Genomic DNA, 16,584 nt, shown 5'->3' with positions numbered 1-16,584 from the left:
GAAAGACAACTATCACGAGATTTCAGATTTTAGAATTACGGAAGAATAGAAATGACAGGCTTAACGCTAAAAAATATTAAAAAAGCTTACGGTGAAACCGAAGTCATTCATGGAGTTGACCTTGATATTGACCAAGGTGAGTTCATCGTTTTTGTTGGCCCATCGGGCTGTGGCAAATCGACTCTACTGCGGATGATAGCAGGCCTTGAAGACATTACTTCGGGTGACTTGAGCATTGAAAACGCAGTGGTCAATGATATGCCAGCGGCGATGCGGGGTATTGCGATGGTTTTCCAAACCTACGCGCTGTATCCACACATGACCGTGTACGACAACATGGCCTTTGCAATGCGCATTGCCAAAGAGCCTAAAGACGAGATTGATCGTCGTGTTAATGAAGCGGCAGAGATGCTTCAGTTAACGCCGTACCTAGGTCGTTTACCAAAGGCGCTATCTGGCGGTCAGCGTCAACGTGTGGCGATTGGCCGAGCCATTGTTCGTCACCCTAAGGTGTTCTTGTTTGATGAGCCGTTATCGAACCTGGATGCGGCGCTGCGTGTACAGACTCGTATCGAGATTGCCAACCTGAAAGAACAAATGCCAGAAACCACGATGATCTATGTAACGCATGATCAGGTCGAGGCGATGACACTGGCTGACCGTATCGTTGTGTTGTCAGCGGGGCGAATTGAGCAAGTTGGCACACCGTTAGAGCTTTACACCGATCCTGCCAATGTATTTGTGGCAAAATTCATTGGCTCTCCAGCGATGAACATGATGAAGGGAACCATGAGTGCGACGGGTGAGGTGTCTAAAGTTCTCGTTGAAAATCAGCAAGCGATTGAGGTACCAATCAAGAGTGATGAAACCCTAAATGGTGATAACCTGCATATAGGTGTTCGTCCTGAAGATTTTAGACTGGCAGAAGGTGGTGATCCTGTACTCGCAGAAGGTAAAGTTCTGTTTGTCGAGTCTTTGGGTGAGGTGACACTGCTACACATCCGAGTTGAGAACCACGAAGAAGCGATAGTGGCCAAACTACCCGGCATCATGGATCTGCACAAAGGTGAGCACATCAAGCTATCGGCAAATATGGAAAAAGTGCATCTGTTCGATAGCAAAGAGATCTCTTTAAAACATCGTTAGCTTTCTACTTTGTAGCAGCGATTTGAACGACTCATCAAGGCAAGCGTAAAGCTTGCCTTTCTTATACAAACTGTAAGGTTAAATTCACAGATAACTTGTGCGGGAATGTGACGGTATTCTGTAGACATGCCGTACGGGGAAATATTATTATTACATCCTCATAACAAAAGCTATTTGGCACGGAGCTGTATCCCTATGTTCGGTAATCTTTCGCTGTTATGGAGTCGCTTCCAAGGATTACATCGCGTTTATCGTCTTACTGTTTACGCAGTACTTGTTTATCTTTTTTATGCACTGATTCTTGGTGTTGTTACGCCATATACCGTTAAGAAAGTCGCGCCTGAGAAACTGACTGAGCTGTTAGGCCGTAACGTCACGATCGAAGATGTTCGCGTGAATCCATTCACCTTAGAGGTCGCCATTCAGGGACTACGAATTCAAGAGCAGGACCAAGCCAAAACCTTTACCGGCTTTGAGTACTTGGGCACTCGAGTAAACTTTTGGCGTTCCATTCTTAATGCGGAGATAAACGTCGAATTTGCTCATTTAGATGGCTTTGAAGCTCATGTGGCTCGATTGAGTGAACAGCCGGCGTATTTTAACTTTACTGACATCATTGAGCATATCGAGGCAAGCGCTTCTGAAAGTGCCGTAGAGCCAGAAGAAGAGCAAAAACCTGTTGATAGAAACCAGCCTATCTTCCCTGTCTCTATTGCTTCATTGCAGTTGAATGACGCGGAATTCACTTTCCACGACCAGGTTACGGACGTCACCCTGAGTTATCCGAATATTAATTTCTTAATTGGTGGCTTACACACCCAGTATTTGTTGGAGCAGGGCGGTGTAACCAACCGGTTTAAGTTAGCGGTTAACGATATTGATAACGGAACGTTGCAGTTAGAGGGGCAAACCCAGCTTAAGCCATTCATTGTTGATGCAAACCTCGATGTGCAAGGTATTCAATTACCAAGGGTATGGGGCTTTGTCGATCACATGTTTCAGGCAAACTTAACCTCAGGCTTCGTCGGCTTTTCGTCCGATTTTTCTATCGTACAGTCTATTGGAACAACAGTTGAGCAAGACTCTCTCGATATTCAAACGATGAATGGCCAGTTCAATCTATCGGAGCTGTCCTTTAGCGACGAATCAAAAGCTGTGGTGAGCTTACCTGAACTAAAGATCTTAGATATCGCGACGAATGTAACGAATCAAATAGTTGAGATAGATGAGATCTCAGCGGTTGGGTTAGCGGTAGACGCACGTCTGAATAAAGACAAGTTGGATCTTGTCGAACTCTTTACCCCAACGTTACCTCCTGAAGTGGAACCCGCTCCAAGCGATGCTCAAGCGCCGTCCTCTGAAGAACAAAAACAGCCTTGGTTGCTTCAACTTGGTGGCGTGAACTTCTCTGACTTTGGTTTTGACATCCAAGAAAATGCAATCACCAAGGGCTTTAATCATTGGAGCATTACACCTCTAAATCTAAAGCTAGGGGAGTTTAAAAGCGATCTATCTAAACCTCTGGCTTTTGATTTTTCCACAGAGGTGAATCAACAAGGCTCGATCTTGGCTAAGGGCGAAGTGGATCTCATTAGCTTGGATGTGGAAGCACAGACTGAAGTGCAGCAACTATCGCTTAAACAGATTCAGCCCTTTGTTGCGACCACAGTCAATGCCACGATCAAAGAGGGCAAGTTAAGCACGAAAACTAAGGTTGTTCGCTCTGGATCCGGTAATGTGGTTGCATCAGGTAACGTTACGGTTGATTCACTCTCTGTCATCGACAACCGTTTGAAGACACCATTTGTAAAGTGGCAGCAACTGGCTCTGCATCAATTTAAATTTGATTTAAATCAGCAGCGCCTGGATATAGACACGCTTAAGCTAGACCAACCATATGCTCGCGTGATTGTTAATGAAGACAGCACGACCAACATCGGTGCCCTGGTCATTGCCAATGATTCAGCGAGCAAAGAGTCAGCGCCAAAAGGAAACCAACAACCGGATTCGCAAGGCTTTATGCTGAACGTTGGTAAAGTGGAGTTTGCTAAAGGCTCCGCATTTTTTGCAGATAACTCTTTGACGCCAAACTTTGCTACGGGTATTGAGCTTTTAGAAGGCAGTGTGTCCAATATATCGAGCAAGCCAGGAACGATGGCGAGTGTGGATGTTCGAGGTAGCGTTGATAAATACGCACCAGTTAAGATTGTCGGTGACGTGAATCCACTGCTTGAAAAACCGTATTTGGATCTGGACGTCAGCTTTGACGGCATTGAACTGACGAGCGTGAACCCATACTCTGGTACATACGCAGGTCGTTACATAGATAGAGGGCAACTCACTTTAGCGCTGAACTATCAGCTTGAAGATAATCAGCTTAAAGGAAGTAATCGAGTCGTAATTGATCAACTAGAACTTGGCGAGTCGAGTGAGAGTGATCTAGCGACCTCTTTGCCACTCGATCTTGCTATCGCCTTGCTACAAGATACTGATGGTGTAATCGATCTTGGGGTGGATGTCTCTGGTGATTTGAATGATCCTGAGTTTGGCATTGGAACGGTTATCTGGAAAGCCATCACCAATATCATAGAAAAAGCGGTGACTGCGCCGTTTTCCTTTATTGCTGGACTAGCAGGTAGTGATGAAGAGCTGAACATTGTTGAGTTTGAGTTTGGCTCAAGTGAACTAACTGATGAACAGCAAGAGAAACTAGCGACATTAAGCAAAGCCTTGATTGAGCGCCCTATGCTTAACCTGAGTGTCGATGGTGGTGTTGACGAGAAAGCCGATAGCCAAGCGTTAGTGCAAGTGGAGTTTAGGGCTCTACTGGCAGACCGAGCGGGTTTGACGCTAGAACAACTAGAGCCAACTCTATCAGCTAGCTCAACGCCTAACTCAGGTCCGCTTTCAGAGGCTTTACAAAGTCTATACAGTGAGCAATCAGGTCAGAGCGCAACGGTGTTAAAGCAGAATATTGCAGATGAAATCGCGCAAAAAGAACAAAATATTGAAGAAGTAGAGCTTAATAAGCGCTGGCATATTGCGATGTATAATCTGGTCTTAAATGAACAAGAGCTTAAGAGTGGTGCATTGGGCGTACTTGCACAACAGCGCGCACAGCATGTGAAAGCTTATCTGGTTGAACAGCAAAATATCGCGGCTTCTCGTATTTTCCTTAAAGATAGTCGCTTTGATATTGAAACCGATGCGAGTCAAGTGATGTTAACGCTTGAGCCATAAATGTAATTGTCGCTCTATGGATTTAAGCTAAATGGTTCAATGTAAATTACTGATTTAGTTGAAATGAATAATGAAAGTGCCAACTGAAAGGTTGGCATTTGTGTATTCATAGTACTTGCGCGCTTCCATAGTGACCCAAACAATGAGCTAATTACGAAGCTCTCTAAACGGAACGCTGTGTTATACTTATCAAGTTATTACCATTTGGCTCGTTATAGTGTTTAAAAAGTTATCGATTGTCTTTCTGTTACTGATTTCCTTGGTTTGTCGTGCAAGCGATACGGTATTGGCCGAAAAGGCAGGTAAGCAACACTATGATATCGCTATCACCGCTGACGACTTCGTTGCAAAGATCCTATTTGACTCGGTGTCTGAGGAGTTTGGTGTCGATGTGACTTACTATAGCTATCCAACTTTCGGTGATGTATTGGATGCCATTGAGTCTGGCGACGCAGATTTTGCGCCAAACGCAACCTATACAGGTGAGCGAGCTAAAACACTTTATTTCTCAGAGCCTACCAATATTGAGTACACCTACATTTTTAGTGAAGCGGGAGTTGAGTTAGAAAAGGTGGGTAGTGTTGCCGTACCGATTAACACGGTTTTTGGTCAGCTTCTACAAAATCAATATCCAGACCTGATTCTTCATTACTTTGATGAAACGGAGGATGCGAAGAGTTGGATTGAGCAGGATGAAGTTGATGCTATTGTTGCACCGATTAATTATCTCACCACCTTTATTTCCCTTGGGTTGCAAGCCAAGGTAGTGAATGACCGATTGGGTATAAAGCCGGTTGCTATTGTAACAGGTAGTGATGAACATCAGGTATTACTTGAGCGTGTCGTTGAGTTTATCCACTCTCCTAAGATGCAGCGTAAACTGCACCGTTCTATTTCTAATTATCAATTGGAGCTTCGACAAGCTTCACTGCGAAACGAACTTGCTAAAAGCAGTATCGAACTTGATGAGAAGGTCGACGTTAAGTTTGAAACCGTTAATCCGTACGTGATTTATGGAGAAAATGGTGAGTTAAGTGGTATTGCTGTTGATGTACTTCTCGAGGCTTGTGACATCTTATCGGTTCAATGCAATGTCCTGAGCAAAGAAAATGAAAGCTGGACGTTGATGCTTCAAGAGTTGTTAAACGAAAATATCGACATTATTGGCCCCATGTCGATATCTGAATCCCGCCGAAAGCGAGTGCACTTTAGCCGTTCTTTTTTTAGCCCTGAAATTATTTTGGTCAAGCGTTTGGGGTATAAGGATAACGTCTACCACCATGTATCTGAGCTACTGGCAGAAAGAATTGGAGTCATCGATGATGATTTTGCGATAGAAAAGCTCTCTTACTCCCTCCCTCAAAAAGAGTTTTTAGGCTATCCCAATCAAAATGCGCTGATATCCGCTTTACTCAGTAATGAAGTGGAGTACATCGCAATGGATAGGTTGACACTGAACCGCCTACTCCGTGATCGCACTTCGTTGTTGATCGGCGAAGCGAAGGCTATTGGTGGCTTCTACAGTGCCGAGCTTGCTTTTGCATTCCCTCACAACCAAAGGGGAGAAGAGCTGGCTGCGCTATTTAGTAAAGCAATCAATATCGTGAATGTTAGGTCTATTATTGAGCAGTACGATATTCAACCTCAGTGGCGAAACCTCTATAAAGCTGAACACGACTACAGTGTAAAGTTCAGTATGATCTTCATTTTGTTCGCACTTTGTGCTGCGGGTGCTTTGTATTCTTTACACCAGCAATCCATAACCGATCAACTAACAGGATTAAAAAATAGACGGGCGTTAAGTCGCAGAGCAAACCAAAATTTACCCTACGGAATAAAAGTACTCTATTTAGACGTCAATTCATTTAAACAAATTAATGATACCTATGGGCATGACTTTGGCGATAGGGTTCTCAAGCATGTTGCAATTGCGATTAAACACCATTGGGAAGGCCAAGCCTATCGTATTGGTGGTGACGAGTTTGTATTGGTGGGACGTCTTACTGCCGAGCAAACCCAATCAGCGATAGAGGAACTATCCGAAATACCGGTTAAAGATAATCTAGGCAATACAATTCAAGTATCTCTGTCTATAGGGTTTGCCGAAGGTTTGTCAGAAGGTGAATTATTTAGAGATATTCTTAAGCATGCCGATGAGAATATGTATGAACGCAAAAGGGGTATTTTATAAAACTCTGGGAATCTTATTGGAATAAATAATTTTCCTTTCTAACGAGTGCTCGAATTAGTAATTAATAATATCAATAACGAGCAGGTCAACGAAATATTGTGCGGCAAGCCTAATTTATGTAAACACAGTGTTAACAACTTACTTCTAAAGTATTAAATTCATCATGGTGCTGATAGTTGAGGTGTTGTTATGGGTGCAACGTTAGTGAAATTATATAAAAAGAACGATCTGGGTGCGCTCGAGTATGAGGCAGGGCTTAAGGATACTTACTATAAATGTAGTACCGTATTCAATGAAGCGAAGTCGGATTCTTCTGCTGTTGACAATGTCTGTTACCGTATTGATTTACTGAGTACACAAAAGGGTATTATTGCGTGTAAAGTCATTGTTGCTGGAGAAAAATTCACACTGCCATCTTAAGCTTGTTTGTTCGACGATACATTTTAATCCTATAGACCTTCCCACTTATGCCTAATCAAAGTTGTCGATATCATAGAAACTAATAGTTTCCATTTCTTTATACGTACAAATAATCTGCAATTAATAGACCCGAAAACGTTTCCCCTTGAGGTTAGTGATGTTGCAGTTAACAGAACACGAAATATATCAAAGAATTAATGAGCGGCAACCATTCGAAGCTGTGCTCAATGATGGCAGTCTTCGCATTTCTATCAGTGAATACCAACCGTATGTCGCAACTGTCCTTCATAGTGGACATCGCTTACGAGGCGAGATTGCCCCTGCATGTCTGTTAAGTGATGAGCAACGCTTTAAGCTAGAAGCGCCATACACGGAAGAACTTGTGTCCTCGCTTCCCGTGATCCTAGAACAGTTAGACTCGCTTTGTGAGTACGACCTAACTCTACCTGAACAATCAACCACAAAGCTTCATTACGAAGCCTCTGACGTTTGGGAAGAAAGTGCTCTAGCTTCCATTCAAGCCATCGCGGTTGAAAAGCACCAGACATATTACCGCATCTTTAATCATTTATTGACTGAGCTGAATAAGCTACACGGATTCTCCGTTGTGTATGACATCACGGCAGTGAGTGGATTAGATGCCGAGGATCAGCCGAACGATCGTTCTGAATTTGAGTTGGTGACTAACTGGGTCAATAAGCGTAAATGGTCTAAAGAAGTCGATAACATGTTGTCGCGTCTGCAAGCTGTTGAGTTACCTAATATTGAGGTTACAGCCATTTCTGGTGTGACGCAGGAACACAGTAATTATCAAGCTTTGTTTGTGAAGCAACACCTACCCAATACGCTAATGTTGCCAATTCGCATTAAGAAAGTGTTCATGAATGAAGTGAAGGGCGATCGTTTCCCATTGGTGATGGAAAAACTCAAAGAAGAGATGAAGTCGGTAATTTCAGGGCATGCGGCACAAACCATACTACGCAAGTCGAGCCGCAGAAAAGTCAGTCGGGGAGATATCCTCGCTTCTCGCCTGCCAAAAGAAGTATTGAAACTGGACCGTCAATTGTTTGCGATGGCGAAATCCATCAATACGCTGAATTACATCACACCGGCAAACTTGAAGCATGAAAAGCGAGCTTTCCTTCGCCGTCCTTTTGATTACCAGCCAAACTTTACTTATCGCCAGTTGGATCTCGATCCGTACAAATTCCGTGAACAGTTATATCGTTTGCCAATCGATGATGTAAGAGATGCCGATATTCAGAAGATGTATCGCCGCGTTATCGATCAGCTAGCGGTGAGAATTGACTTGCTGGCAGGCATTGGCACTGAAGAGTTCCGTTATAACTCATTGCGTTATTATGGTCGCCCTGAAGCGCAAGATATTGCCAATGCGAACTTTATTCTCCATGCCAAGAATATTGAGATCCCAAATGAACGTAATTACACAGCCAAAGAGGCGATAGATGCGTTTAAACAAGCGGCGGCAGACTATGGTGTGAACTGTAAAGTCATAGGTACCAATAAGATTATTGCACGTGCTTTGGTAAGTGGACAAACGCTGAAAGTAAACTTAGCGGCATGTTTTACGCAACAAGAGCTAGATGCCTTGATTCACCACGAACTAGGCGTTCACGTGCTAACAAGTGCGAATGCGAATGAGCAAACCTTGAAAGTATTAAAGCTTGGCTTACCGGGTAACACCCATAGCCAGGAAGGTTTGGCTATTTTATCTGAATACTTAGCGGGTTGTTTCTCTGTTGAACGCTTCAAGACACTAGCGCTTAGGGTACTCGCGGTTGAGAATATGGTTAAAGGTGAGCGTTTTAGCGATACATACAACCTATTGCGTCATGATTACGGGTTGGGTGAGGAAAATGCTTTTACTATCACTTCGCGCGTTTATCGTGGTGGTGGTTTTACTAAAGACTTCTTATATCTGAAAGGACTGAAGGATGCGGTTCAGGCTCATAAAGAAGGTGATTTAACTTCGATGTTTGTTGGTAAAACATCATTCGAATTTAAGCCCTTGTTAGATGAACTGATCACCCGTGAGATAATTCAGAAACCGAAGTTTGTACCCATCGCCTATGAGAACCCGGCAGAACAAAACGCAATCATGGAATATCTGATAGATTGCATCCATTAATCGCCATTCATTAATTGTCAAGATGAATGTTTTTGGGTGTTAATATTACAATCTCGCTATTAAACGAATTGAATAACTAGAAATCGCTTCAAATAAAGAGCCACATTCTCGTGGCTCTTGTTATTTATAAATTAATCAATAGGAGGTATATCATTTGTGATATACCTGGTTAACTAATCAGCAGTCTACCAATTAAATCGCGGTTTTAGTTGAAAACAGAAGGTTAAATATATAACTTTATCGTTAACCATTTTGAAAAAAATGATGTTGTTCAGGGAAGGAGAACGCGGTGTATCAAGGATATCGATTGGCGAAAGCTGACTCACCATATAAAGACCTATCGGTGCTGATTGTCGATGACTTCGAAGCAGTAACCCGCATTTTGTATAATGCTTTTGAAGAAATGGGCTTTAAAACTATCCATAAGGCTAAAGACGGAAAAGAAGCGATTATCCGTCTCGAAAACCAGCTGGTCGATATCATCGTCTCTGACTGGAAAATGCCGAAGATGGATGGCATGCAGCTTCTCAAATATACCCGCCGTGATGATTATTATAAGAGCATTCCTTTTATCATGCTCACGGGCAATATCCACCAAGGCGATGTCATTGAGGCTATTGAGGCTGGGGTTTCTGAATATCTTATTAAACCCTTTTCTAAAGCAGATTTAGCTGATCGCGTCCATAAAGCCTTTGTTTCCCCGATTCCTAAAAGTGCTATTTCGCGTCTAAGACATGAACGTGCTGAAAAGCAAAAGTCTGAAGAACGTACCATCCTTATCGTCGATGATGAACCGAACAACCTGCAAGTTTTGGGAGAGCTGCTTAAGGATCGCTATAAGGTAAAAGTATGCCGTAGTGGTGCGAAAGCGTTGGAGATTTGTGCGCAGATCGATCAACCAGACCTTATCTTGCTCGATATCATGATGCCAGAAATGGATGGGCTTGAGGTCTGTCGAGCATTGAAGGCTGACCCAGATACTGAGTTTATTCCTATTATTTTCGTTAGTGCATTATCGGAGACTAAAGATGTGGTGAAGGGGCTTGAGCTTGGTGCCCAAGATTATATCTCTAAGCCAATCATTCCTGAGATTGTGAATGCGCGTGTTGATACGCACATCCGTGCGGTTATCCAACGAGAAAAGATGAATCAACAGATGGATGCTTTGGTTAATGCGGCCCGCGTTCATGAAGATGTCGCGACCACTTTTCACCATGATCTGAGAAACCCACTTACAGCGATGCTTTCGACTATTCCACTGATTCAATTAGATGAACAATATAACGAAGAATTAGACATCGTTCATGAGCTCTCTGAAATCATGATGAATATGATTAAGAATCACGACATTATGGCGTCACTTGAGCGAGGAGATTACAACGAAGAACTGAAAGAGGTTACTTCGAACGATATTTTGGCTAAGGTTGCGGCAAGCTTCAAAGCGCTGTCGCAAAAGAAAAACATCAATATCGAAATGGATGTCGACCCTTCACATATTTACATGGGAGATGAAATGCTGAGTTTCACCATGTATTCCAACCTCATAAAAAACGCCATTGAAGCCTCACCAATGGATTCTCGTGTCTTAGTTAAGTCAGCCAGAATCGAGAACGAAATTGTTATATCCATTTTTAATTTTGGCGAAGTACCAATCAATATTCGCGGCCAGTTTTTCGACAAGTTTGTTACCAATGGCAAGTTAGATGGTATGGGAATTGGCGCATACTCAGCTAAGCTTTGTACCGAGGCTCAAGGCGGAAAGATTAAGCTGAACAACAAAGATGGTGTCGGTACGACGCTGACTGTTCGTTTTATGGCTGGTGAACAAATGCCATCAGAGCATGATTTTAAGGGCTAAGTTGATTAATCGACTAAAGCCAAGGAATAAATCCGAATTACTATCAATGATGATACGCGGCCTACGGCTCTATCTGCGTTGTATTGAGATAACTAAGTAGGTATTAACTATGTCACGCTTTTTGTTTCCTATATGGAAAAGGACATTGCGAAAAGTCACGAGCAGTATGCTGGTAGCGCTGTTTTTCTTTTTCACTATCTCAGCGCATGCTGAGGGTGTGAATACTCCTCAAGCGCAAGCTACCCCACCTGGTGAGTTGACCGAAGCTCAAGTTAAAAATATGGTCATTGAGCTCAAATATATCGATGAGGTATTAACCTCATCAGTACTGAGCTACGCTTTCTCAGGCGATCGTAAGTGGCTAGACCGCTACAACGAGTATGAGCCAAAGCTCGGTTTAATTATTAATACGCTCATCGGTAGCCAAGAAGCTGAAGACACTGAAGTCATTAGTGAACTGCAAGCTGCCAATCAATCTCTTATCATTCTTGAAATGGAAGCAATCGGCTCTGTTGCTGAAGGTGATAATCAAGCGGCAATGGCTATCATCAATAGTGATGAATACCATCACTATAAAAGCCGCTACATGGCGAATTTGTTGGCGCTAGCGGGTAACATCGAAACACGCGCGGCATTACGAGCAAAGTCGGCTTTGCAGGGCGATGAACTGTTCCTGACCGAGCAAGAACAAGCTTGGATCAAAAATAATAAGATACGAGTTGGTATCGAACACTGGCCGCCGATGTTATTTACTAACGCTGATGGCACCATGGGTGGCCTAGCGGGCGAAATTGTCGGTCAAATTGTCGAAAAAACAGGCTTACAGATTGAGCTCTACCAAGATTCATGGGTTAACCTGTTGGAAGGCTTCTATCAAGGCGAACTCGACTTACTTCCACACGCATACCAAATTGAAGAGCGTAAGCGTTACGGGCAATTCTCAACGCCATATTTCTTGGTGCGCGAACTTTTCTTTGTCAATGAACACGATACTCAGTTTAAAAAAGCGAGTGACTTAGCAAACGCCCGAGTCGCAATTTCAGAAGGTTATACCACGATCAATAAGATTAAGGTGTTGTTCCCAAATCTTGAAGTGGTTGAGGCGCCAGGAATTGACGAGGCGATTCAATTACTGCTCGATGGTAAAGTTGATGCCATTCTCGATGCTGAAACGGTCGTTCAAGATTGGATGGCGCGCAATAACATTTCTAACCTTCGTGCTATCGATGAGGATGTGGTATCGCCTTCAACCTTGCATCTCTTCTCGCATAAAAATCACCCAATGCTGCACAGCATTTTGCAGAAAGGGTTGGATTCACTGAAGTTGCGAGACTTGATCCTTACCAAAAATGATTGGATCAATCCGGTTCAACCGGCAGATTTAGCTGAGCCAGAGAGCATCATGGAAAAATTCTGGATGGTCTTCGGTATAGTCGTGGTCATTCTGGCTATCATCACGTGGGTGACTTCACGTGTGTTGCGTGCAAGTGATAAAGATCTTGCGACTAAGTTTGGTTCTAAAAGCTTTAAGCGCTCTTTATTCACAGGCTTAGTTGTTCTGTCTATTTTCTTGATTATTGGAGCGTCACTCATTACTCGCCAAGCAGAAGAGCAGAGTAAGAGTGCCTTGAAATACAGTTTAAACAACCTTCTCACTTCCACCCATGAACGAATGGCTATCTGGGTTAACTTTGAGCTCAATGCCTTAGAGCAAATAGGCAAGAGTAAAGAGCTTTCAAAGATTGTCGAAGAGCTGGTGGCGTTACCGCGTGATCGTGAAGTGTTGCTTGATTCCACGCTACAAAGCCAAACGCGCCGATTCTTCAAAGAGCGAGAAGGGGAGACTGGCAGCTACGGGTTCTTTGTTATCTCTCCAGATAAGATAAACGTCGCTTCTCGTCGTGATACCAATGTCGGTGATGTTAACGTCATTCATCAAGCTCGACCTGACTTGCTAGAGCGAGTGCTTGCCGGTAACAGTGTCTTTGTCCCACCTATGCGCTCAGATGTTTACCTTGAAGCGGCAGGTGAGCAGCTAGGTAAGCCTAAACCACCTACAATGTTCTTCGCCGCACCTGTATTGAACGAGTTTAACGAGCCCATTGCGGTCATCACCAAGCGTATAAACTTTGATGGTGTCTTCTCTACGGTTCTTTCTGCAGGGTTTATCGGTCGAAGTGGTGAAGCATATGCGGTAGATAGTTCCGGTCTACTTCTCTCTAATGTTCGTTTTGAAGATGACTTACGTGAAATAGGGCTCCTTGAAGAAGGTCAGCGTTCTTCACTCAACGTTAGAATCGCTGACCCTGGCACTAACTTATTGGATAACCCTCAGCCTGCTAACCCAAATTGGCCTTTGACCTTGATGGCTCAAAATGTGGTGAACAAGCAATCAGGTTACAACATCCAAGGTTATCGTGACTACCGAGGTGTTGAGGTAGCTGGTGCTTGGGTTTGGGATGAGAGCATCGGTGTTGGTTTTGTTGCCGAGGTAGACACGGAAGAATCTTATGGTCTGCTGAATACGTTCAAATACACCGTTTGGTCCATTCTCCTAGTCTCTTTAACGCTATTACTGGGAAGCACACTATTTACGCTTCGCATCGGTACGCGAGCGACTCGCGCTCTTGATCGTTCTAGAAGTGAATTAGAAGTGCTGGTGGCAGAGCGTACTAAAGACATGAAAGTGGCGATGCAGCGTACTCGAACCATTATTGATAACGCCTCTGATGGCATTATCGTGGTCAACGCTCAAGGAGAAATCCAAGAATTTAGCCCAGCGGCAGAGTCCATTTTTGGCTACGAACGTGAAGAAATGTTAGGTGAGAAAGTAGACGCACTCATGGGCGTACCTTTTCATCAAGAATACTCAACGCAAAAACTAGGACAAGAGAGTGACAACGTCCTTCTTGAGCTCAAAGGCAAGCGCAAAGACGGTGTTGAAGTCGATATTGAAGTGGCAGTAAGTGAAGCTCATATCGAACCAGAAGTGTTGTTCACCGGTATTGTGCGCGATGCAACTCAACGTAAAGAAGCGGAGCGAGAGCTGACTTTAGCGAAACAAAAAGCGGAAGAAGCGACGCAAGCGAAGAGTGATTTCTTGGCGAATATGAGCCACGAAATTCGCACACCGATGAACGCCATTATTGGTATGAGTTATCTTGCGATGCAGACTGACCTGACTCGTAAGCAAGCAGACTACGTAGGAAAGATTCAAACTTCAGCTGAATCCCTGCTCGGCATTATTAACGACATTCTGGATTTCTCGAAGATTGAGGCGGGTAAGCTGGATCTTGAGATGATCGATTTCAACTTGAATGACACTATCGACAATCTAGTTCAAATTGTGTCACAGAAGAGCCAACAAAAAGGTTTAGAACTCCTTCTCGATATCTCCACTGAGCTCCCGGTCGATCTGCGTGGTGACCCATTACGCTTGGGGCAGATCCTGATCAACTTGGTGAACAACGCGATCAAATTTACTGATCACGGCGAGATCATCATTAAAGCTGAATTAATAGGCCGTGGTGATAGTGGTGTGCAAATGCAGTTCTCCGTTCGCGATAGCGGTATTGGTATGACACCAGAGCAGCAAGCTCGTCTGTTCCAGTCATTCAGTCAGGCTGATGCATCCACGACACGTAAGTATGGTGGTACCGGTTTAGGACTCACAATCAGTAAAACACTGACCGAAATGATGGGCGGTAAGATTTGGGTTGAGAGTGAATCGGGTGTAGGTAGCGTGTTCTGCTTTACTGCAAACTTTGGTTTAGCTGAAACTCAGGTCGATCACCAAGTTCCACAAGCGAGCGATCTGACTGACCTTCCTGTGCTTATTGTGGATGACAGTATTGCAGCTCGAGAAATCTTATTTAATCTTTCTGAGAGCTTGGGATTTAAACCAGATCTTGCAGCTTCAGGGGCTGAGGCCCTCGAGAAGTTGAAGTATGCCGAATCAGAAGATAATCCATATAAACTGGTGCTAGCGGATTGGAAAATGCCCGGGATGAGTGGTGTTGAGCTTGGACGTGAAGTCAAGCAGCCTGGTTTCCTACAACACCCGCCGAAGTATGTCATTGTGACCGCTTATGACCGTGATGACATGCTTAAGCAGGCGGAAGATATTGATCTGGACAGTTCGATCACTAAGCCAGTCAGTGCTTCGACACTTCTTGATATCGTACTGAAAGTGATGAACAAGCAAGCTGACCGTCATGCTGTTAAGCAGCGTGGTAAGCTTGACTTCTCGGCAACCAAGTCGATATCTGGCGCCAAGATTCTTCTGGTTGAAGATAACGAGATCAACCAAGAGATAGCGATTGAGTTGTTGACCATGGCTGGACTACAAGTGACTTCTGCATGGAACGGTCAAGAAGCGGTAAACATGGTGAGTGAGCAAGCATTTGATGCTGTTCTGATGGATATGCAGATGCCTGTCATGGACGGTTATGAAGCGACACGTGAGATCCGTAAGAAGCCAGAATTTGCTGACCTGCCGATTATTGCAATGACAGCCAATGCAATGGCGGGTGATAAAGAGAAGTGTATCGCCGCGGGTATGAACGATCACCTTGCTAAACCTATTGACCCACAACAAGTTTTCAAAACGATTGCCGAATGGATTGGCGTGGATGCAGAAGCGATGGAAGAGGGCATTCTTACCGGTGGTTCTGATGAAGTATTTGAGGTTGAAGGCTTTGACAACGAAGCTGCACTTGGACGAATGGCGGGTAACGTTAAAGCTTATAAGAAGTCCTTGAAGCGCGTTGTCGAATCAGAAGCCGATTCGATTGAGCGTATAACATCTGCCATCGAAAACGACGATATATCCACGGCGGTGATTGTTGCCCATACGTTAAAAGGTATCGGGGGTAATATCGGTGCAAACTATCTTGTTCCACCTACGGAGAAACTTGAGCTCGCTCTAAATGCACAGAAAGAGCAGGGGACATGTGAATTGAGTGACGACGTCTCGGCTATGTTAGAGGAAACTCAAACGTTAGTGAGCAAGATGATTTTAGCCATCAATGACGCGCTGGCGAATAGTGAAACGCAAGGCCAATCCAATGCGTTTGATGCTGAAAGGTTTGACCAATTGATCACTCAATTGAGAATACAAGTAGAAGACTTTGATAGTGCCTCAACCGACACCTTTGATGAGATTTTAGATATGGTTGGTGTGGATGAATCTCAACCAAGTTGCCGAGCGATATCGGATGCGCTTTCAAGCTACGACTTTGATGAGGTCGAGCAGCATGTCGAAGAGTTTGTGGCGAGCGTTAAGTCAAACAACAACGGTTCTGGCTCAACGAATCTCTTGAGTAAAGAACAGCTTGTGACACGACTCAATGCCATCAAAGAGCAAGTCGAAATGTTTGACTCTGCGGCGGGAGATGCCGTGGATGAACTCCTAGAGTTCTCATTAGATGCTAATATAAGTAGTGACCTAGAATCGTTACGCGATAGTTTAGGGCAGTTTGACTTTGATAGCGGTGAAGCTCATTTAGATACGATTTTTCAGAAAATTTCTTAATCAGAAGAACCAACGATAGAGAAGCTGACCTAAATTCAGCCAAGTAA

The 16,584-nt window shown here is 43.9% G+C and carries 7 protein-coding genes; all 7 read left to right on the top strand.

What is annotated here, in order from left to right; genetic code table 11:
- Positions 1 to 51: 51 nt before the first annotated feature.
- On the top strand, positions 52 to 1,146 hold the full coding sequence (locus tag DPF91_RS00275; protein ID WP_117232436.1) for an ABC transporter ATP-binding protein: 1,095 nt from the start codon (positions 52 to 54) through the stop codon (positions 1,144 to 1,146).
- Between the two features lie 195 nt (positions 1,147 to 1,341).
- Positions 1,342 to 4,386: a DUF748 domain-containing protein gene (locus tag DPF91_RS00270; RefSeq protein ID WP_117232435.1), complete on the top strand. Its 3,045-nt coding sequence runs from the start codon at positions 1,342 to 1,344 to the stop codon at positions 4,384 to 4,386.
- Between the two features lie 217 nt (positions 4,387 to 4,603).
- A complete protein-coding gene (locus DPF91_RS00265) occupies positions 4,604 to 6,577 on the top strand; it encodes a GGDEF domain-containing protein (RefSeq protein WP_117232434.1) in 1,974 nt (657 codons plus the stop codon).
- Between the two features lie 204 nt (positions 6,578 to 6,781).
- Positions 6,782 to 6,997 (top strand): hypothetical protein, encoded by a 216-nt coding sequence (locus tag DPF91_RS00260; protein ID WP_123766745.1) that lies wholly within the window; start codon positions 6,782 to 6,784, stop codon positions 6,995 to 6,997.
- Between the two features lie 157 nt (positions 6,998 to 7,154).
- Positions 7,155 to 9,146 (top strand): flavohemoglobin expression-modulating QEGLA motif protein, encoded by a 1,992-nt coding sequence (locus DPF91_RS00255; RefSeq protein ID WP_117232432.1) that lies wholly within the window; start codon positions 7,155 to 7,157, stop codon positions 9,144 to 9,146.
- 289 nt (positions 9,147 to 9,435) lie between these two features.
- The gene (locus tag DPF91_RS00250; RefSeq protein ID WP_241033724.1) at positions 9,436 to 11,004 is read left to right on the top strand and encodes a response regulator; all 1,569 of its coding nucleotides are present in this window, start codon (positions 9,436 to 9,438) and stop codon (positions 11,002 to 11,004) included.
- Positions 11,005 to 11,149: 145 nt separating this feature from the next.
- Positions 11,150 to 16,537, top strand: a complete 5,388-nt coding sequence (locus DPF91_RS00245; RefSeq protein ID WP_164683958.1) for a response regulator — start codon at positions 11,150 to 11,152, stop codon at positions 16,535 to 16,537.
- Positions 16,538 to 16,584 lie beyond the last annotated feature (47 nt).

Source organism: Vibrio maerlii (assembly GCF_003415655.1).
In the GTDB taxonomy this organism is placed as follows: domain Bacteria; phylum Pseudomonadota; class Gammaproteobacteria; order Enterobacterales; family Vibrionaceae; genus Vibrio; species Vibrio maerlii.
The sequence above is the reverse complement of the archived record's forward strand: the minus strand, read 5'-3'. Positions and strand labels throughout refer to the sequence as shown.

Excerpts from the sequence above, each read along its gene's own strand:
- DPF91_RS00255 (WP_117232432.1), top strand. The coding sequence starts at position 7,155 with ATGTTGCAGTTAACAGAACACGAAATATATCAAAGAATTAATGAGCGG.
- DPF91_RS00275 (WP_117232436.1), top strand. The coding sequence starts at position 52 with ATGACAGGCTTAACGCTAAAAAATATTAAAAAAGCTTACGGTGAAACC.
- DPF91_RS00270 (WP_117232435.1), top strand. The coding sequence starts at position 1,342 with ATGTTCGGTAATCTTTCGCTGTTATGGAGTCGCTTCCAAGGATTACAT.